This window comes from Peribacillus sp. RS7 (assembly GCF_041956845.1).
Lineage (GTDB): Bacteria > Bacillota > Bacilli > Bacillales > DSM-1321 > Peribacillus.
In genome coordinates this window covers 4,425,815-4,445,016 of the sequence record NZ_CP168135.1, presented here as the reverse complement: position 1 = coordinate 4,445,016, position 19,202 = coordinate 4,425,815, and the positions used below count along the sequence as shown (strand labels likewise).

Annotated in this window: 19 protein-coding genes; 2 read left to right on the top strand and 17 right to left on the bottom strand. The window is 41.4% G+C overall.

The annotated features are described in order from the left end of the window. Positions 1-16: 16 nt before the first annotated feature. The 11 genes from ACDZ29_RS22205 to ACDZ29_RS22155 all read right to left on the bottom strand — a co-directional run bounded on the left by ACDZ29_RS22205 (position 17) and on the right by ACDZ29_RS22155 (position 10,071). Positions 17-526 (bottom strand): 3-phenylpropionate/cinnamic acid dioxygenase subunit beta, encoded by a 510-nt coding sequence (locus ACDZ29_RS22205; RefSeq protein ID WP_370014861.1) that lies wholly within the window; start codon positions 524-526, stop codon positions 17-19. A gap of 21 nt (positions 527-547) precedes the next feature. After that, positions 548-1,849 (bottom strand): Rieske 2Fe-2S domain-containing protein, encoded by a 1,302-nt coding sequence (locus ACDZ29_RS22200; RefSeq protein WP_370014860.1) that lies wholly within the window; start codon positions 1,847-1,849, stop codon positions 548-550. A gap of 39 nt (positions 1,850-1,888) precedes the next feature. Further along, a complete protein-coding gene (gene nadX, locus ACDZ29_RS22195; protein ID WP_375088671.1) occupies positions 1,889-2,674 on the bottom strand; it encodes an aspartate dehydrogenase in 786 nt (261 codons plus the stop codon). Between the two features lie 16 nt (positions 2,675-2,690). Then, entirely contained in the window at positions 2,691-4,136 is a 1,446-nt protein-coding gene (locus ACDZ29_RS22190; RefSeq protein WP_375088670.1) for an aldehyde dehydrogenase family protein, read from the bottom strand. Between the two features lie 12 nt (positions 4,137-4,148). Continuing rightward, the gene (locus ACDZ29_RS22185) at positions 4,149-5,837 is read right to left on the bottom strand and encodes a thiamine pyrophosphate-binding protein (RefSeq protein ID WP_375088669.1); all 1,689 of its coding nucleotides are present in this window, start codon (positions 5,835-5,837) and stop codon (positions 4,149-4,151) included. Between the two features lie 30 nt (positions 5,838-5,867). After that, positions 5,868-6,659 (bottom strand): SDR family oxidoreductase, encoded by a 792-nt coding sequence (locus ACDZ29_RS22180; protein WP_289324892.1) that lies wholly within the window; start codon positions 6,657-6,659, stop codon positions 5,868-5,870. Between the two features lie 121 nt (positions 6,660-6,780). Then, positions 6,781-7,719 (bottom strand): VOC family protein, encoded by a 939-nt coding sequence (locus ACDZ29_RS22175; RefSeq protein WP_375088668.1) that lies wholly within the window; start codon positions 7,717-7,719, stop codon positions 6,781-6,783. Between the two features lie 123 nt (positions 7,720-7,842). Next, entirely contained in the window at positions 7,843-8,376 is a 534-nt protein-coding gene (locus ACDZ29_RS22170) for a cupin domain-containing protein (protein ID WP_289324890.1), read from the bottom strand. Positions 8,377-8,663: 287 nt separating this feature from the next. Then, a complete protein-coding gene (locus ACDZ29_RS22165) occupies positions 8,664-9,479 on the bottom strand; it encodes an IclR family transcriptional regulator (protein WP_289335481.1) in 816 nt (271 codons plus the stop codon). Between the two features lie 149 nt (positions 9,480-9,628). Continuing rightward, a complete protein-coding gene (locus ACDZ29_RS22160; protein ID WP_375088667.1) occupies positions 9,629-9,811 on the bottom strand; it encodes an alpha/beta fold hydrolase in 183 nt (60 codons plus the stop codon). Continuing rightward, the gene (locus ACDZ29_RS22155) at positions 9,751-10,071 is read right to left on the bottom strand and encodes an alpha/beta fold hydrolase (RefSeq protein ID WP_375088666.1); all 321 of its coding nucleotides are present in this window, start codon (positions 10,069-10,071) and stop codon (positions 9,751-9,753) included. Before ACDZ29_RS22155 ends, ACDZ29_RS22160 begins: the two co-directional genes overlap by 61 nt. A 759-nt stretch (positions 10,072-10,830) precedes the next feature. Between ACDZ29_RS22155 and ACDZ29_RS22150 the strand changes: the two genes are divergently transcribed. Next, positions 10,831-12,120, top strand: a complete 1,290-nt coding sequence (locus ACDZ29_RS22150; RefSeq protein ID WP_375088665.1) for an MFS transporter — start codon at positions 10,831-10,833, stop codon at positions 12,118-12,120. Positions 12,121-12,437: 317 nt separating this feature from the next. Further along, complete coding sequence (gene yppF / locus ACDZ29_RS22145) at positions 12,438-12,620, top strand: YppF family protein (protein ID WP_289316589.1); 183 nt, start codon at positions 12,438-12,440, stop codon at positions 12,618-12,620. A gap of 185 nt (positions 12,621-12,805) precedes the next feature. Here yppF and ACDZ29_RS22140 read toward each other — a convergent pair whose 3' ends face one another. From ACDZ29_RS22140 to ACDZ29_RS22115, 6 genes are read right to left on the bottom strand one after another with little or no spacing between them, the layout of a single operon-like run. Further along, on the bottom strand, positions 12,806-14,131 hold the full coding sequence (locus ACDZ29_RS22140; protein WP_289316590.1) for a gluconate:H+ symporter: 1,326 nt from the start codon (positions 14,129-14,131) through the stop codon (positions 12,806-12,808). Between the two features lie 56 nt (positions 14,132-14,187). Continuing rightward, positions 14,188-14,910, bottom strand: coding sequence for a GntR family transcriptional regulator (locus ACDZ29_RS22135; RefSeq protein WP_289324885.1), 723 nt, complete (start codon positions 14,908-14,910; stop codon positions 14,188-14,190). Positions 14,911-14,927: 17 nt separating this feature from the next. Next, the gene (locus ACDZ29_RS22130) at positions 14,928-15,941 is read right to left on the bottom strand and encodes a sugar kinase (protein WP_375088664.1); all 1,014 of its coding nucleotides are present in this window, start codon (positions 15,939-15,941) and stop codon (positions 14,928-14,930) included. Continuing rightward, a complete protein-coding gene (locus ACDZ29_RS22125; RefSeq protein WP_289324883.1) occupies positions 15,934-16,689 on the bottom strand; it encodes a KDGP aldolase family protein in 756 nt (251 codons plus the stop codon). The genes ACDZ29_RS22130 and ACDZ29_RS22125 overlap by 8 nt, the downstream gene beginning before the upstream one ends. Next, a complete protein-coding gene (locus ACDZ29_RS22120; protein WP_375088663.1) occupies positions 16,686-17,795 on the bottom strand; it encodes a DgaE family pyridoxal phosphate-dependent ammonia lyase in 1,110 nt (369 codons plus the stop codon). Before ACDZ29_RS22120 ends, ACDZ29_RS22125 begins: the two co-directional genes overlap by 4 nt. After that, positions 17,773-18,876 carry an amidohydrolase/deacetylase family metallohydrolase gene (locus tag ACDZ29_RS22115; protein WP_375088662.1) on the bottom strand — a complete coding sequence of 368 codons (1,104 nt, stop codon included), beginning with the start codon at positions 18,874-18,876 and terminating at the stop codon, positions 17,773-17,775. The genes ACDZ29_RS22120 and ACDZ29_RS22115 overlap by 23 nt, the downstream gene beginning before the upstream one ends. Positions 18,877-19,202 lie beyond the last annotated feature (326 nt).

Genomic DNA, 19,202 nt, shown 5'->3' with positions numbered 1-19,202 from the left:
TTTATCCAAGTCCATATTATACGAAGATAGCAAGATTCCTGGTATTTATCGTTGTTTGGTCAACAATGAATATCCGTTTGGAAAGTTTCCATTTACCTTCTTCGAATATGAATTCGTCATTTCGTTCCCCCGAAATCAAATCGTGTTGAATATCCGTGCTTCGGCTTCGATAGATAAGCAGATAACTCTTAACGACTGCCTTTTCACCTTCTACAAAATCTTTAACGCGTACATTAGAGACAAAACGCCGTGTTCTTGATGGTGGTATTTCCGCCCAGGCATAATCTGTTTTCAATCGATCCACGCGCAGCTTCAGCAGCTCAATATCATCATTAAATGTAAACATGTCCGTTGAATAATCCGGGCGTTCCACCCCTTCTTTATTAACACGAACAGGCATTTGATAACGCAAGCTGGTGTGCATTAGATCGAACCAATCATCAAATTCAATATCATCCAATAATTGTGCTTCATCATACAACCACTGTTCAAATTCACATTTAAGCAACATTTTCTCCACGTTCATTTCCGTTCCCCCTCCCAGTTATTATTTCGTCATTAATTCCAGCCAGTACTTGTAAAAATTCCGTTGGCTCGCTTCTGTAAATTTATCATCGTAAGCAATACCCGGTCCAATAAAATCAACAGGATCACGATGTAGTCCCATGGTATAATTATAGGTTAAGTTCTTAAGGAAAGGCATTGGACCTTGGGCTGCTTCAGTAATATCAGTAAACACTTCAGTATCATCCTGTTCGAAAATACCGGATGGGCTAAAGGTCAATATAAACGAATCTCTTGATCTATCTTTCCAATCTTGGGAGGCGTTCTTTTCCACGAGCATCCAAGCGATCACTTCCATTTTATTGTGACCGATTGGACGCCACATTCTAATTGAAGTGTTGGAGATGAACTGGTCTTTGATTTTTGTATGGGATATTAAAAAGGATAAGTTGGGGAAAACGTTTCCAATCATATTCTTTAAGTTTGATAACACTTCATATTGTTCTTCAGTCAGGTTACTTTTAAATTCATCTTTCAATTCTTCAGGGAAAGCGAAGTCAGGGTTAGGTGTCCCTAAGTTTAGTCCATGTCCATTATCCATATGGATTTGAAAACCACGCTTTGAATAGGTAGCATTGGGCACCATCCCCAGTTTTGCGATGGAGCCGTGCGTGACCATCGTGTGATAGGAATCACCAGCAAAGTTATCGGAACCCACTTTCCAGTTGGAATTAACGACGAATCTTTGAGGGACGCCGATAACTTCCATTTCTGCACGACCTACAAGTAAGTCCAAATACCATTTAATATCTCCAAGAAACTCTTCAAGCGGCTCTGCATCTTCATTCCAAGTTCCAAATAAAAGACCTTTATAAGATTCAAGCTTCACTTTATGAAGGCCCATTTCTGAACGGTCAAGGGTGCCCCCATAAATGTCCTTTTGTAATGGTACCCCCACGAGCTCACCTGTGTTTTTAAAATTAAATCCATGATAGGGACATGTAAATAAAGACTTGTTCCCTTTATCTGCACGGCATAGTTTCATTCCGCGATGGGTGCACATATTATAAAACGCCCTGATTTCCCCTTCAGCATCACGAGTAATGATGAGCGAGTAGCCAGCAAGGTCACGGGTCATGAAGTCTCCTTTGTTGGGAACTTCAGATTCATGACCGACAAAAACCCATGTTTTCAAAAACACTTTTTCATGTTCTATATCATAAACCTTTTGATCTCCAAGGAGGTATGCAGGTATAACGCCTTCCTCTGGTTTAACGGTTTCATTCAAATAGTTGACAACTTGCTGTTTTGACATCTCTTCTAAGGATTTATCAGTTTTAAGCATACTTACTCTCTCCCTTCCATAAACTTGACCAATAATTCATTACCCGATTTGAACGCTCTTTTCCTTGTTTTGCAGAGTAGCCAAAACACTTAATGCGGCTAGATAACTCGTTTTCGGATTATTTGGCATCGGATCATTTTCCACTTCAAGCTTTAGTTTCCCGAATGAACCTGACGCTTCAATTAAGTGGTTGTTTTTAAACACTTTTGGATCGGCAATGATTTTCACTTTCGTCTTTTCAGATCCAAGACCAGCCAAAGATAGCACAATCGCGACATTAATGTTTCTCGGAAACTGTTTGATCGCTTCTGCAGCCGATCCTTCGAATAAAACCGTTTCTTCTTCCACTGAAGAACCTGTGGGCAATGCGTTTGGCGGTTTTCTCGTAGTGATGCAAACAGAATCGAGGCCATTCACCGCTTTTGCCGCTTTAAGGACATCGAGACCTCCAATCGCACCAGATGGAAGGAAAATATTCACTTTATTTTTTTTGCAAATCTGGTTTGATTGTTCTTCGAAGGCAGCATTCGCCATCACGCCTATACTACTTAACAAGAGATTTCTCCCGCTTTTAAGCACTTTCAATGAGTACTCTTCAGCAGCTTCAATCGTTGCAGCCTCTATGACTAAATCTACATCCGATTTAAGGAGTTCGTCGACATCACTATATGGCTGTGTCCTGAAATCTTCAGCCAGTTGAGCTGCGATTTCTTCACGGCGGGCATAAATCGAAACGATTTTCCCACCTGGAAGAAGTCCGTCGTTATTAATTGCCTGAAGCAGAAATTTCCCGATATTGCCGCACCCGATTAAGCCTAACTTCATATAGTTTCATCCTTCCTCAATCAGCAAACCCGTATGAGTCCGCAAAGAATTCCAGCCCGCAATGCCTTGTTTCCCGGGAAACACCACTTTCTTTTAAGCCAGGGAAATCCAGAGCCAAGTCGCTGAAAACGGTATGATTATTATGGAAAACCGCACCAGCTTCGAGTCGATCTGCCATTTCAACAGCTATATCTTCATTATCGGTCCAAACAGACGCACGCAATGCAAACTCACTATCATTCGCTAATTTTACAACTTCATCAATATCATTGAAAGGTAAAATTGGAATGACAGGACCGAATTGTTCTACCCTAACCACTTCACTCTGCTGATTGACACCAGTAATAATGGAAGGAAGCATATAATAACCTTTATCCCAAGTTTCAGGATTCAGTTGAATGCCAGCAGTGATTATGTTTCCTCCTTCCTTAGCGGTACGTTCGATCAAGCCATTCACATAGTCATACTGTACTTTATTATTCAATGGACCCATCGTTACGTCAGGCTGAATGCCATCCCCAATTACCACCCGGCTAAACTCTTTGGTCAGCTTCTCAACTACCTCGTCATAACGTGATTCATGGACATATACTCGTTTAACCGCAGAACACACCTGACCTGCAGCCCGTAAAATCCCCATCCTCAAACGTTTGATCGCCGCTTCATCCATAGTTGCGTCTTCCAAAATAATGGCAGGATCATTGCCGCCAAGTTCCATATACACTTTTTGCAGGTTTCCAGCTGATTTCTTCATGATATCTTTTCCAGTTTCTGTACTTCCGACAAACGCCACTGTCCGTACACGGGAATCGGAACAAAGTTTGTCGCCGATTGCTTTTCCTGATCCTGAGACTATATTGATGACTCCTGGAGGAAAATGTTCAGCAACTACTTTTAAACAGGTCATTATCGTTAACGGGCAATTCGTTGCAGGTTTTACTACAACCGCATTGCCTGCCAAGACAGCAGGTATGACCCTTTTAAATGTTAATATCATCGGAGAATTCCACGGTGTGATAATTGCCGTGACACCTCTTGCCCTTCTCCGGATTTGGACTTTTTGATTTCCTGGGAGCACTTCAGGCTTCCACCAATCAAGTAGTTCTGCCGCGCAGCCCTTCATGACTTCAACACAGCGTAATAAATCCTTTTTAGCTTCAACTAGTGTTTTGCCATTTTCACGTACAAACACTGTAACATTTTCCTCGATTATTTTTGAAAGTTCTTCTGCCGCTGAATTCATCCGGCTAGCCCGATCCCTGACATCAGAGCGAGACCACGTTTCAAAAGCATTTTCTGCCGCTTCAATCGCGTCATTCACGATTTCCCCAGAGCATTTTGCCACCTGGCCAACTACTTCCGATGTGTTGGCGGGATTGATCACATCGGCTTTTTCAATCATTTCTATCCATTCTCCATTAACAAGGCATTTTCCTGAAACAAATGGGTATGTCGAAATCATTCTCAATCCTCCTTATAGTTTTTTTGGCTTAAATGCTTCCGCAGCTCCTGGTGGTCCACCAAATGGCTTGGCCATTGGACCGACAGCATCCATATCAACAACGATCATTGAAGGTTTACGTCTTTCTTTTGCTTTTTTCAGTTCAGATATGAATTCATCTCCAGATCCAATCCGTACTGCATCAAAATGCATGGACTCAGCCAGTTTCACAAAATCTGGACTTAATAAATCCACGGCTACCTGCCGACCATATGCGGCAGTTTGAATATTGCGAAGAACCCCATAGCCTGAGTCATCGAACAATACGATGATAACTGGTAAGTTTTCTTCGGCTGCCGTAACCATTTCCCCGACATTCACCATAAATCCACCGTCTCCAGCCATAAGAACTACGGTTTTATCTTTACACCCCATTTGGGCACCGATTGCTGTTGGAAGACCTTGACCTATTCCACCGCCAGATGCATGAATGGATGTTCTCGGTTCATAGATTTCAAATAAACGGCTGCCCCACACGTTTGCCTGTACAGTTACATCTCGAACTAAAATGGTATCATCCGGTAATATCTCCCTCATGCCATCTACAAATTGCTCATAGGGTCCAAGCGTTTCCCGGAGTTGAGCACGCACTTCGTTTCTAAGCGAAAGGACTTCTCGTAAATAAGAAGGTTCAGCCTGCACTGAATTTCCTTCCAGATTTTGAATGATGGCAGCTAGCATATCTTTTGCATCGCCAACCAAACCCAGCGTGGCCTTATAATTCCGGTTAATGGCCTGCCAATCCGCATCGATCGCTATATGTTCCTCTGGCACCGGCACTTTCCAGTTGGATGTTTCATTTCCCCTGAATCTTACACCTACACTGATCAATAAATCCGCATTTCTCAAAAACTCTTTTGTTGTTTCATAAGCTGCAAAATGTCCGATGCATTGTTCATGGTTTTCTGGGATCGAACCTTTTCCTGACTGACTGGTTATAACTGCTGCACCAAGGATTTCCGCCAATTTTTGCAGCTCTTGCGAAGCATTGGCAGTGATGACTCCACCCCCGGCCCATATCACAGGACGGCGTGCTTCAACCATTTTTTGCACGGCTTGTTCGGGAATGAATGGCGTTGAATTTGTTTCAGACGTTGAAGCTCGTTGTCCTTCGAGGGTTAGATCTTCTATGATTGCCGATTGATAGTCAATGGGAATTTCCAATGTAACCGGTCCTGTTGGTGCAGCTAACGCCTCTTGGATCGCCTTCCTTACAACTGCCGCAGTTTGCTCAGGATTTCTTAGCCTCACTGCATTTTTACACGCTCCGCTCATCATGGAAAGCTGGTCTTTACACTCATGTATGTATCCTTTGCCTGTACCAAGATAAGAGGAAGCTACCTCACCAGTAAGATGAAGAAGGGGAACACCAGCTGCCCAAGCTTCCACTAATGAACCAGCAGCATTACCTGCCCCTGTACCGGTACTCGTGATCACTACACCCAATTTTCCAGTAGCGCGGGCATATCCATCGGCCATATTGACGGCACCGCTCTCACCGCGTGAACAAATGAGTTTAATGCTCCCTTCTCTAAGAATTGCATCATAGATGGGCATATTGTGAATACTGACAATCCCGAAAGCCGCTTCCACTCCTGCTAGAACTAGTTCCTTTACGATGGAATCGGCAGTCGTAAACTCTATTTCTTCTTGTATTTTCATCGCGTTATCCTACCTTTTTTAGTAATATATTTAAAGTGCCTTTCCGATCGCTCCTGCTGTCTCAATCGTCGAACCCGCTACATAACTTGCTTTGTCTGAAGCAAGGAAAACAATGACACTGGCCACTTCTTCCGCTTCCCCTACGCGGCCGAGAGGGATATTCCGTTTTTTCGCAAGGTCTCCGTAATATTCTTCCGGGTCCATATCAGGCGCATTTTTCAATCTTCTTCGCTCCCATTGATCGGTCCGGATCAATCCAAGACTCACTGAATTCACCAGTATGTTGTCAAAGGCCAGTTCCTGGGACAAGGTTTTGCTTAAATTAAGGAGACCAGCCCTTGCTGCTGCAGTCGCTACCATGTGACGTTCAGGTTCTTTAGCAAGCGTTGCATTAATATTAATAATCCGCCCCCCTCCCCTTTTAACTAAATGAGGATGCGTTGCACGAACGGCATATATGATGGCAAAAAACTTTAATTGAATCTGTTCATCCCACTGTTCATCCGTAATGTCAAAAAAGTATCCCATAACACTTTGACCGGCTGCATTCACCAATATATCGATCCCGCCAAACTTCTCAGCCGTACCATTAATGAAAGAATCCACATCCGATTTGGAGGTGACATCACAGGTTGAAGCAAAAATATCATCCTTAGTGCCAAATGAGAGCAATTGACTTTGTGCACTATCCATACGCTCTGTGCTTCTGCCGCATATAGCCACTTTCGCTCCTTCAGCTAAAAACATTTCTGCTGTTTTTAATCCCACGCCCGATGTGCCGCCCATAATGACAGCCACTTTCCCTTTCAATCCTAAATCCATCTTGTCACTCCTTTTCAAAGCCATTTTCCTTAAGTGCGCTGTCCTTTAAAATACAGGAAGTTGTTTCACTGTAACCAATACATCTAGCGCAAGTACAAATGGAAGTAAGTGGAATACCTTCTCATTTTTTAGACATGACTGAATCATCTATAGCAGAGTCCACCCAGCCAGGATCGGGATCTCCGCCCATTGCTTTGCGGGCTTCGGGTTTCGGCGGCCCTGCAATCCCCCATTGATCCATTAAATGTGGTACCCGTTTCCATACACGTGCTCTCCATTCCGATTCATCTTCAATCGTTTCCAGATAACATGTATACTCCATAACAAAACCGCCTGGATCTTGAAAATAACAGAAAATATTGTCTCCAGGTCCATGACGTCCAGGTCCCCAAAGTTCTGACAGTCCCGCTTTCCGCACATTGCTTATGCCGCGCATCAGTTCATCCACGGAATCGACTTCGTAGGCGATATGATTGACTGACGCATGTTCATCTTGATTGAAGGCAATGGAGTGATGCTTTCTGTTGCATCGCAGGAATGACATTTGATGCTCACTCCAATCGGTAACTTTAAAACCAAGTACGTTTGTATAAAACTCAACGATCATATCCAAGTTCTTAGTGTTCATTACAACATGATTCAGCTTCACTGGATCAACATTTTTATTGTTCCAAAATGACGTTTGAACTTCCACCCAAGCCGAAAGCTCTATCACGCGATTTTCCGGATCAATAAACCTCAGGCCATAACCAGCACCTGCTTCATCCAAATATCCAGGCGGTTCAATAATTCGAACACCCTTCGATTGTAATATCCCCGCTGCTCGATCCACCGCATTTTTATCGACCATGCCGAAAGATATATGGTGCAACCCACGTTTTTCTCCCTTGTGAAGGCTTAAAATATGATGTTCCGGTCCTGCCCCCCGAAAATAAACGGTGTTCTCCTCATCCGGAGCATCCACTCTATCCAGTCCCCAAACCTTTTCGTAAAACTCTGCTTGATCGTCGAAATTCGGAGTAATCAAGCTAATATGTCGTAAATGAGTAATCCCTAGCATCTTTTTTTATACCTCCCATAAATCAGATTACCTTTAGAAAATTTGCATTGACCACATTAAAATCTATTCGAAAAGGGCGCCTCATTAATTTCCATAATGCAGGTGCCCTTTTCGGCTAAATGATCAGTCTTTAATGATGGCTTCTCTTTCTTTTGAGCGTTGTTTACGCAGTTCTTCCAGCTCGCTGCCTTCAGGATATGTTGGCAAGTTAGGCTTCACTGCCCCTAGCATCACGAGCATGCGCGCTTCAACATCACCGTCATTCCTAATTCCCCGATAAACCCCTGGTGGGCTGCTGATGCAGTCTCTCGCACTTAGTTTAATTTCATGCACTTCACTGAAGCTATCCTCTTGAATTAACGCAGTGACTTCACCCTCAAGAATGAAAAACACTTCTTCAACATCATCGTGAAGATGCAATGGCCCGATACATCCCGGCGGCAGCACCATTGTACTAAGAGTGAAATGCTCACCTGCAATTACATTTGTATCGTTATTTGCGGTGGCACCGCGTCCGATATATCTCATCTGTGCACGTCTATAAGCTGGATCGATTTCTTCTTGGAACTTCAAGACACCCCAATCAAGCGTACGGTCTTTCAATCGGGCAACATATTTCTTTTCAAAATCTTTCACTGAAAAAGTTTCTTTTGTCATTTTAAAATTCCTCCCTTATTTGTTGTTTCTAAACCCCATTGCGTTTCATAAGCAAAACATTGTTTCGTCTATGAATTAATACTAAAATGAAACCGCTTTATTGTCAATGAGTTTTTAGAATATTTAAAACTATTTTTATAATTCAAACCTTCTTCCCTCTTGGTATAACTTGGAACGATGCAACCACCATATTCCTTTTTTAACACAAAAAAAGTGCGGATACCCTAGAGTTGGGGATCCACACTTTCGAAGATTATTCATTTTTTTAGATTGGCACTCAATCATGATCAGATATCTTCATGCTGAAACGGCGTCACCCCACTATATCCCATATAAACGGATAACTGCCGAGAAACATCAAGGAGTTTAGGCAAGGCGATTTTATCGATGAAATCTTCCTGATAAGCCGACTCCGTCGCCACGACATTCAAGGCAGCCAATACATTTCCTGTGCGGTCAAAAATCGGAGCGGCAACAGAACGGATGCCAGGGTGGAATTCCCCGCTTGTCATCGAATAACCATTTTGCCGAATCGATTCCAACTGTTTTTGAAACTCACCCGGCGTGGTAAGTGTTTTATCTGTATAAGGAGTTAGGTTTGAGATTTTGAACATTTGCATTAGCATTTCTTTCGGTTGATAGGCCAATAGCAATTTTCCATTGGCCAAAGCATGTGCCGGCAGCCGCAAACCTATGTTCACATTGACAGCGGATACCCCTCTAATTGGGGCACTCCCAACATACACAACTTCCTGTCCATCCAAAATGGACAGATGGCAGGAGGCTCCGATTTCATCACGCAGGTTCTCCATATAAGGTTGGACAATTTCCTGGAACTTCAAGCTATTCAAATAGCTGAAGCCCAATTCAAGTACCTTTGGCGTTAAACTGTAACGTTTCGTATGTTCATCCTGAGACAGATAACCAATATTTTGTAATGTGAATAATAATCGATATGGTACCGTTCTGCTTACTCCCAGTTGTTTTGCAATTTCTGAAAGAGACAAACTCGGCTGTACTTCATTAAAGAGCTTAATGATTTCCAACCCTCTTACCAATGAATTAGCACTATATTTCTCTTTCTCTTTTTCTTCGCTTGCCATTCGAGTATTCCCCCCGTTGTTATTGATTTCTCTGCGAACTATATACCCTATTGTTAAGATTTCTTCATCTCAACTACCTAGAAGGAACTTGCAGTATATGTACATCTCTTCCTGCAATTTCTTTTGGTGAATATTTTTTCATGCTTACTTCAATCTTTGCCTGCCTTTTGTCTCAGTAAAAACTCGGTAACATATTCATTGAAAACCCCTGGATCTTCCTGGTAACATAAATGGCCGGTATTCGGTACCATGGCCAACTCGGAATTAGGAATCAATTCATGAAAAATTCTTGATTCACTAACCTGTGTGACCTGATCCAGTTCACCACACATGACCAATGTCGGGATAGATATAGAAGGATGTCCATTTGGTTTAAATTTGATAAAGAGAAGGCAACGAACCGGTATCCAGCAGAACTTTCACCGTACCCTGGTGCGTCCCAGGCAATTACTCTAAATTCATCATCCAACTGACCGAGCTGTTGTCTCCACGATTGAGAATTGTTTCCCCAACCATGGAGGATAACAAGCGCTTTTCCTTCACCCGATTCCAGATAATGAATCGAGCTTTCTTCTATATGGCTAATTGGCATCCTTGCAACCTCACAATCCTTTACTCTTCATGAATATTAAGTGTTTATTTGTCAATTAAAGCATAATTACATTTATAAAACTATTTGAAGGGCCTAGCTTAATTGACGTAACGATAGAATTACACGACTTATCGAAGACATCTCGATCCAGCAAATATATCTAAATATGCAAATAAGAACAAATGAAGAATCTTAATACATCAATATTTTTCTACCAAATCATGTGATTTTCCATAATAAGTATTTCATATATAAAACAACCTAAATGAATTATAAATTTTCCTGATTTTAAATTCAATATAAACAAGTCAGAATTTTTAATAACTTAATATTAATTCCTTTTTTTGACACAAATCAAATACACTTCTCTTTTTAATTCCTATATAAGTGCCTTTCCACTCATTTGCTTATATGTTTTCCCCCACAACGTACAATAGTGTGCAACGGAGGTCGATTTTAAACATGAATCCCAATGGATTATTTAAAAATGGCCATTGAATCATTTATTCTAAAAATGGAGAATTATCAAAATATTAAATTGACAATCAATTATATTTATTTTATCGTAAAGAAAGTAAAACTTTGTTTCGCTTGCGAAACATACCATTACTTATTTATCTTTCATTATTTTAACGAAAGGCGGGATGCAGATCTTAAAGGAGAAAATCAAAACTAGTACCTATCTAAAGGAAACCGTTATTCACTTATTCCAATGGTAAGTGTTTTAAGCAATGCTAAAAGCTATAAGGAGATGGTATTATGTTAAATGGGCAAAAAAGATGGCTGTATATTGCCGTTCCAATTTTTTTCTTTTGGTTTTTTGGACAAATTGATAAGGTTGGCATTTCCATCATTCAAACAGATCCAGAATTTTTGAATGCACTTGGTATGACAGGCGACGACAAAAACGCGAAGATCGGTCTTCTTTCTTTTGTATTCACCATTGCTTATGGAGTTTCAAATCTTTTTTGGGGCTTCATCATTGATAAATTAGGTGCCCGAAAAACAGCCATCGCCGGATTATTCGTATGGACTCTTACCATGATTACATCAGGTCTAGCAAATTCATATGAAATGTTTTTAATTAGCAGGGTCATTCTCGGTTTTGGCGAAGGGATGATGATTCCAGTTTCCGGTAAATTTATTTCTAACTGGTTTAATAAACGAGAATTGGGGAGGGCCCAGGCATCATGGCTCACCGGAAACTATTTAGGTCCTGCAATTGGAGCCGTTGTTTTGGTGCTCGTGATATCTTTACTCCACTGGCAAGCAGCTTTCTTTATGCTAGCAGCCTTCAACTTGTTTATTAATATCCCGATGTTCATCTTTTTGACGAGGAATACACCAGAAGAGCACCCCCGTATAAGTAAGGAGGAATTGGCTTTCATTCGCCAATCGGATGATGAAGAGAAAGAAAGCATCCCTTCCGAGAGTAAGAGTTTCGCACAGGATTATCGTTTCTGGATAGTCTGGTTCGGCATGCTCGTATGCTCCTTCCTTTTTTTCGGGATCAGCATTTGGCTCCCTACCTATCTCATCGAAGCAAAAGGATTCGAAAAGGAAGGGATGTCGAGCATTACTTCGCTTTCCTGGCTATTTGCTTTAGGGTTTGTCTTGGCATGCGGTTTTCTGGCGGACAAAACCAGACGTCCAAGTTTGATGGCCTCGATTCTATTTTCATTGACGGCTGTCTTTCTGACTGTAGCGGTATTCATCCCCAATCCTATTTTGGCCGGGCTATGTATGGGACTGGCAATGGGATGTCAAGGCGGTGTGTTCCATCTAAGTAATATGCTCATGGTAAAATACTCAACACCTGAAACGGCAGGACGTGCTGCTGGACTAATGGGATTCACGAATATAATGGGGGGCTTTTCAAGCTATTTCATGGGGTGGCTTCGTGACTTGTCCGGCGGGGATTTCAGTACTTCGATCGCCATGCTGATTTTTGCAGCCCTCTTAGGTTTGGGAGCTTATATATTCTCCATTAAGAGAGAAGCGGCAGAACTGCTTTTATCACCTTTGCCTGCTCAAAAGATACAAGTCTAAAGAGAACGTTCCTTGTAAAATTAGACGAACACTAGTTTAATGGACTATCTCCAACCCTTGAAATATCAAGGGTTTTTTTCTTGGGCGGACCTAAATGCAAGCCGGCACAATAAAAGTTGGAAAGAGCTCATATCAGTCGGTATAGCTCTTTTTAGCATTTCCCGATAATAATTCGTCAATTTTTCCCGCGTTCATCCCTAATCATTCCTTTATTTGTATAAAAATGTCGATAGTTAAAATATTCAAAAAATGACAATTACTCGGTTACCCATGTTATATTGTTAATGAAAAAAATACTTGTCAAGTAAGGTGAGTGTGTGAATATAGAAGTTTTAATACTCCATTATATTCAGGAAAAACGTCAAAAGCCTAATCATGCCAATGAATTATTGGATTATATTCAGGATGAATATGTAAACGGGAAGCTATCAATCTTACAATATAGAAGTCTTTGTCAGGACCTATATCTTCGAGGAGCAAAACAAACGTCTTCTGGGTGAAAACTGCCCTTGTCACTAGTCAAATCACTTCCATAGCTAAGGCAACTATATTCAATCCTTTTCATTTACTTTAGAAGAGATCCCTTCCCAGAAAGCTTTTCAATAAATAAACCTCCGTGATATGTCACCCCAAGACATATCACGGAGGTAAAAGTTATTTATTCAACAATTGCATCCTTTGTTGACTATATGAATATATCCAAAATTAAAACCAGACCGAATGCCACGAAAGAAAGCAAGGTTTCCATGACTGTCCATGTTTTGAAGGTTTCTTTTACGGTTAATCCCATATATTCTTTTACTAACCAGAAACCGGCGTCATTAACATGGGAAAACATAAGTGAGCCTGCGCCCGTGGCAATAACGAGTAATTCTAGATTAACACCCGTCATATTGGCAACGACCGGTGATACAATTCCTGCTGCCGTGGTCAAAGCGACTGTTGCAGAACCTGTGGCAACCCGAATCAATCCGGCCACAAGGAAAGCAAGGACGATGGGTGATAATGATATTTCTTCAGACATGGAAGCAATTGCAGTCCCTACGCCACTATCAATTAAAATTTGCTTGAATCCTCCACCTGCACCGATAATAAGGATTATGGAAGCTAATGGCAATAAGCATTCTTCCGTTAACTTTTTAAGTAGCGATTTGTCCATGCCCTGTCTGAAACCCAAGAAATAGTAAGCTGCAAAACAGGAGATTAATAAGGCGATCACTGGACTTCCGATAAACAATAGGAATTTTTCTATGGAACCTGGTAGCGACAGATAAGGCGCCACTACAGTTAAAACCATCAACAAAACCGGCAAAAGGATGATGAAGAACGAAACTCCAGTCCCCGGTAATCCACTTGACTTTGTTTCCACCCGAATCAATTCAGGTTCTCCAACAGGAATGACCCGTTTATGAAGCCATTTTGCAAATATTGGTCCGGCAATTACAGCTGTCGGGAATGCGATGATCAATGAGTACAGAAGTACGTGTCCCATGTTTGCATTATAGATTCCAATAGCTGTCATGGCTCCCGGATGCGGAGGTACCAGACCATGTACGATCGATAAACCAGCAAGCACGGGAATACCTATTAACAAGATGTTCACTTTGGTTGATTTTCGAATGGAAATGACCAAAGGCAGCAATATGACTAAACCAACTTCAAAAAATACCGGAATACCGATGATGAAACCAGATAAAAGCATGGCCCATGGAAGGTTCTTCACGCCGAATTTATCAATGAAAAAGTCAGCTACCTGCATACCAGCTCCTGAGTCGGACATCATCTTTCCTAAGATGGTCCCTAAGGCCAATATTCCAATAAGGTGACCAAGGACAGCTCCGACACCCGTTTCATAAGCTCCTACAATCTTGTCCATTGGCAGTCCGGAAAAAACCGCTAAAAATAAACTGGCTACAGTCAAGCTTATGAATGCATGCCATTTCCACCATGATACCCCCAAAATAACAATTACGATTGCTATCAGCGTGATTCCTAATAAATATAGATCCATATGTTCTCCCCATCCCTAAGAAATCGCTTACAATCAAACCAATACAATAAATGGGATTATTGTACTGGCTCGTTATATGTCACAATGTAGTTCTGTTTAGCCGTGTTGTAATACCCTTCACTGTATTCCATAACATTTCCGTCCCCATCACTGGAAATCCGAATCCTTTTCAATACTGGACTATTGTTTTCGATTTTCAGTGTTTCGCAAATGTGATCCGGAGCGATAGCAACGGCAAACTCATCTCTGAATGTTTCAAGTTTGACGTTTTGATCTTCCAAAAAGCGGTACAAAGAATTGATTTGGACCTCTTTAATCTCTTCTTGATTTATATTAAGTGAAACATAATGTGTAAAGTAAATATAAGGTTCATTGTCCAATAAATATATTCGTTCGATTTTTGTGCATTGGTCACCAAATAAAGAATGCAGCTTAGCGTCCGAAGAAAGGTCAACATGACTTATGTTTAACACCTTTTTTACAATGAAGTGCCCTTCTTCCACCAAAAGCTCTGTAAAACGCTTTCCTTTAGAAAGTTTGACAATAGATCCATTAGCTATGACCCTGGTGCCTTTGCCGCTTTTCTTTTCAACATACCCCTCTTGCACGAGTTCTTTGATTGCATTACGGACAGTGACCTTACTTACATTAAATTCTTCTTCCAATAGAGGCTCGGAGGGAATGTTTGTGTCGATGGCATAAACCCCATGTAAAATACGATCCTTCAATATTTCTTTTATTTGTAAATACATCGGTCCATTTTTTCTGTTCACATTCATTCCTAATCTCCTGCCTTTTATCTCTTAATATCTTCCATTTTACCTTCCATCGCCGAAAGTATCTCCTTTTCGGTTGCCAAAGGAGTATCTCCAACGACAGTACATGCCAGCATTCCTGATACAGCCGCAAACCGAACTGTCTTTTCAGGGGAATATCCCAGTAATTCACCATGTAAGATTCCGCTGGTATAGGCATCTCCAGAACCTATTCTATCATATACGGAAAATGATAGGATATCGGAAAAGTAAAATGTTCCTTCCTTATACATATATCCCCTCAACGTATGGGTATTATCGCTGTTGATCGAACGATGTGTCCCCGCTATCGATTGAATATTGAATGTCTCTGCTACTTTTGGGGTCAACTCAACAAGCTGCCCTTCCCTTGTGGAGCCTTCTGACTTCATTCCTAAAATATATAGTGCGTCTTTTTCATTCATCATGACGATATCAGCCAAAGAAAGCATTTCTTCATAATGAGGCTTTGCGTCCGCGTAACCACCCTCCCATAAAGAGGGGCGGTAATTGCAATCGAAACAGACTGTGCCGCCTTTTTCTTTGACTTTTCTAGCCAGCACCTTCATACTTTCCCGTACATTTTCCGCCATGGCAAGCGTGATTCCGCAAAAATGGATGATATCCGCATTTTCTGAAATCATATCCATATCATAACCAGAAGAGTATGCTGTATTAAAACTGCTTTCCAATCGATTGGAGTATGTGACACGGCTCGCCCGCTGTCCAAAACCATTTTCCAAAAAATACATCCCCAAGTATTTTCCACCTCTAGAGATGAAGTTCCGTCCAATTCCTAAGCGCTGTAAAGCCGAAACCGCTGAATCCCCAAGGGGGTTATCCGGTAATTTTGTAACAAGATATCCATCATGTCCAAGCTTGGTCATAGCAGAAGCAACATTTACCCCCGTGCCTGAAAAGGAGTATTGCAGAGTGTTAGCCTGTGATAGCAATTCATACCCTGGTACCTGCAAACGCATCATTACTTCCCCGAATGCCACAATCCTTTTAGGCATGTTTTTCAACCAATTGTTTTGTTATGGCTAATAATTTCCGTACATCCTCCCCATTCGTTTTTCCAGTTTCTTCATCGATGATGGAAGAATAGACATGGGGAATGACTTTAGGCACTTTTGCTTCCAATGCGATTTCCAGTATGGTCTCGAAATTATTTAAATCGATTCCGCCTGTTGGTTCCAAAGCAAATCCCTCTTCACCACAAGCTTTTGCCACAGCACGATACTCATCTTCATGCTTCAGGCCTTTCATCGGGAAGTATTTCAATGCATTTCCTCCCATATCGCGAACCAGCGCAATGGCAGCTTTGATAGGCACAATGGCCGTTTCACTTGCACCTGCACTTACAGGACCAGTGGAAATATTCACATAACCGACTTTCCCCGTTGGAGAAACAAGTGAATTTATCCAGCTATCCTTCTCACCTAAATTAGCCCTTGTAGCACCTACAGCCGGAAAAACCTGATTAATATGACTGCCTGGATAGTATTTTGCAATTTCTGCGACAACTGCTGCCTGTCTATTATCGCCCGCGCCCAATCCTATGGAAACGGCCTCATCAATGGCTTCCCCGTATTCTTTCATTGCTGTAACACCAGCTTCCACAGTTGGATAATCCTTTGAGAGTACACCAACCAATACATGGCCTTCCGCTGCTTCAAAGACTTCCACTGCATTTTCTACACTGTTTGCTAGTACATTTAAGGCTACACGATCATTCAATAACCGTTTGTTTATGTTTGTCATCCTTGTTTTCCTCCTAAAATGGTTCTTAATTGAGCTTCAATGACGTTTATATCATCGCCTTGCAATGGACGTGGATCTATATCGAAAAAGCCTTGCCGTATCCCATAATCACGTGTATAAATGGCTATATCCCCATTTCTGAGCTGCTCGTTCACTTCCTTCGCCGTTGTTTCCGTAATCAAAGGATCAATGGAAATACGTGCCCTATATATGGCACGACCGGCTTCATCCTGAACAATCGTTACTTTTACGCCATCAATGGAGTTTAATGAAGCGAGAACTTGTAAACTAGCTTTTTCTTTTTCACTATTATCCGTTTTGACAAAATACTCATCCAATGCCTGAAGCAGCCCAAAGGTAGTTTCTTTACCGACCTTCATGCTCCTTCCGATACAGTGCAATTGAACCTTTAACCATTCGATATATTTTTTTCTGCCAGCTACGATACCGGATGTCGGTCCTTCAATGGCTTTTGATCCACTATAAATCGCCAAGTCGGCAAATTGTACATATTTCTCCAAGTCTTCCTCCGCTGCTGCATCGACAATCAGAGGGATATTATTCGTTTTGGCCACTTCCCATGCTTCTTCGACAGATATCATATTTTTCTGAACGGCATGATGTGATTTCACGTATAAAATGGCGGAAGTATTTTCATTAATGGCATCCGCAATATGGTCCGCTTTCCCTTCGTTTGCATACCCAACTTCAACCAATTTTCCGCCACCCAGGTAAATCATGGTTTCAACCGGTGCACCATACTGAACGTTATGGCCTTTCAGCATGATGATTTCATTCTTTTTAATCGGTTCTTGATGAAGCCTTTCGCTTTTTCTTCTGTTTCCTTCAGTAACGATCGCCGCTACTGAAAGGGCAATTCCACTTGATGCCGAGTTTACGACGACAGCTGCTTCAGACTGAAGCAAATTCGCTATATGCTGGCCTGACTTATCGACTAAATCAGAAATTTCAACATAATTTTGTCCACCTTTTTTCATGGCGTCCATCACTGTATCCGTTGGGGCAGAAACCCCCAATATGCTCATTCTTCCGCTTGCATTGATGACTCTTTTCAAACCGTATTTAGCATTCATTGTACTCTCCATTTATAACCACTCCTTTTACGACAACTCTTTTTTCTGCCATTCTTTTTTCGCCATCGGAATCCAATAAAAGCGTCGGCTCATCCTCAATTGAGAATAAGGTTAAGTTCGCAATATCCCCAGCAGAAATCCTGCCTAACTCTGGTTTATGCAACCATGATGCTGCATTGACCGTAACGGCATCTATTACTTCTTTTAATGGATAGCCAAGATACAAAAATTTTGTAAGCACATGTGCCATATTAAAAACTGGGCCATTCTCTCTGTTTTTCCGATAGATATCCGTACTGATCGTATTGAAGCGGATTCCCCGCTTTTTCGCCGTTTCTGCCGTTTTAAAAGAAAAGCTTGCCGTTCCATGACCTACATCCAAATGAACACCACGTTCAATCGCCTTACTGAACTCAGGCAGTGGCTCTTCTCTTTCATCAAATAAATTATTCGCTTTACCATTTAAGAAATGTGTAATAATGTCCTTTTCCTCAAGTAAATCAAGGACTTCCTTAATATCAGGCGGCCCTGAACCGATATGAACCATTAAAGGTAAATCAGTTTCAACCGAGAACTTCCTAGCGATTTTCAATGGTTCGATACCATTTGGACCAACCACACTTTTACTTATTCTCGCTTTTAGTCCAACGACAAAATCCCCGTACTTGGAAATTGCCTTCCCGATCTCCCCTTCGTCCAGCCATGAAATATCCGATAACTCATCAATCCTTTTCAATCCAATCCGCGAAATATTCAGAAAGGCGAAAACATTCGTTTTGGAATTTTCACAACTGCTAACCAAATCAGATATCCTATCTGCCCCCGTGCTTCCCGCATCAATGACCGTTGTTACACCAGTTTTGTATCCAATCTCATCAACATCATCACCATAAGGATCGAATTCCGGGAAAGCATGTACATGCATATCGATCCATCCGCTGGAAACAAATACTTTTTGATCATAATCTATTACCTTATCTCCTGTTGCAGTTCCGGGAAGTGCGATTTCTTTAATCATCCCATTTTCAAGTAAGATATCAGCTGCATATCCCTCTATCATCTTTACATTCTTCAGAACTAACGTATCTGTCATTTCCCTCATCCTTTTCGGTACATCCTATCGATTGCAAGGACTTTGTATACGGTTACACTGAATTGTGTGAGAATTCATTTCATTTCTCTTCACAAAAATAGATTATCATATTTTACCGAACTAATCAATATAACGTTATAATGTTTGATTTGAATTTACAGAATACATAAATCATTCATTATTTTTCTTTCGCCATAATTGTTAATTTCTCCCTTATATTGTGATCTAGTTTGGGGAACTTTTAAACATTTTGGGGACTGTCCAATGAAATAAAAGGCGGGAAGAAAAACAATCTGTTTTTCTTCCCGCCTTTTATTTTTTCACGG

Coding starts and splice junctions, on each gene's coding strand:
- ACDZ29_RS22205 (WP_370014861.1), bottom strand. CDS start 526: ATGAACGTGGAGAAAATGTTGCTTAAATGTGAATTTGAACAGTGGTTG.
- ACDZ29_RS22200 (WP_370014860.1), bottom strand. CDS start 1,849: ATGCTTAAAACTGATAAATCCTTAGAAGAGATGTCAAAACAGCAAGTT.
- nadX (WP_375088671.1), bottom strand. CDS start 2,674: ATGAAGTTAGGCTTAATCGGGTGCGGCAATATCGGGAAATTTCTGCTT.
- ACDZ29_RS22190 (WP_375088670.1), bottom strand. CDS start 4,136: ATGATTTCGACATACCCATTTGTTTCAGGAAAATGCCTTGTTAATGGA.
- ACDZ29_RS22185 (WP_375088669.1), bottom strand. CDS start 5,837: ATGAAAATACAAGAAGAAATAGAGTTTACGACTGCCGATTCCATCGTA.
- ACDZ29_RS22180 (WP_289324892.1), bottom strand. CDS start 6,659: ATGGATTTAGGATTGAAAGGGAAAGTGGCTGTCATTATGGGCGGCACA.
- ACDZ29_RS22175 (WP_375088668.1), bottom strand. CDS start 7,719: ATGCTAGGGATTACTCATTTACGACATATTAGCTTGATTACTCCGAAT.
- ACDZ29_RS22170 (WP_289324890.1), bottom strand. CDS start 8,376: ATGACAAAAGAAACTTTTTCAGTGAAAGATTTTGAAAAGAAATATGTT.
- ACDZ29_RS22165 (WP_289335481.1), bottom strand. CDS start 9,479: ATGGCAAGCGAAGAAAAAGAGAAAGAGAAATATAGTGCTAATTCATTG.
- ACDZ29_RS22160 (WP_375088667.1), bottom strand. CDS start 9,811: ATGTGTGGTGAACTGGATCAGGTCACACAGGTTAGTGAATCAAGAATT.
- ACDZ29_RS22155 (WP_375088666.1), bottom strand. CDS start 10,071: ATGCCAATTAGCCATATAGAAGAAAGCTCGATTCATTATCTGGAATCG.
- ACDZ29_RS22150 (WP_375088665.1), top strand. CDS start 10,831: ATGTTAAATGGGCAAAAAAGATGGCTGTATATTGCCGTTCCAATTTTT.
- ACDZ29_RS22140 (WP_289316590.1), bottom strand. CDS start 14,131: ATGGATCTATATTTATTAGGAATCACGCTGATAGCAATCGTAATTGTT.
- ACDZ29_RS22135 (WP_289324885.1), bottom strand. CDS start 14,910: ATGAATGTGAACAGAAAAAATGGACCGATGTATTTACAAATAAAAGAA.
- ACDZ29_RS22130 (WP_375088664.1), bottom strand. CDS start 15,941: ATGCCTAAAAGGATTGTGGCATTCGGGGAAGTAATGATGCGTTTGCAG.
- ACDZ29_RS22125 (WP_289324883.1), bottom strand. CDS start 16,689: ATGACAAACATAAACAAACGGTTATTGAATGATCGTGTAGCCTTAAAT.
- ACDZ29_RS22120 (WP_375088663.1), bottom strand. CDS start 17,795: ATGGAGAGTACAATGAATGCTAAATACGGTTTGAAAAGAGTCATCAAT.
- ACDZ29_RS22115 (WP_375088662.1), bottom strand. CDS start 18,876: ATGACAGATACGTTAGTTCTGAAGAATGTAAAGATGATAGAGGGATAT.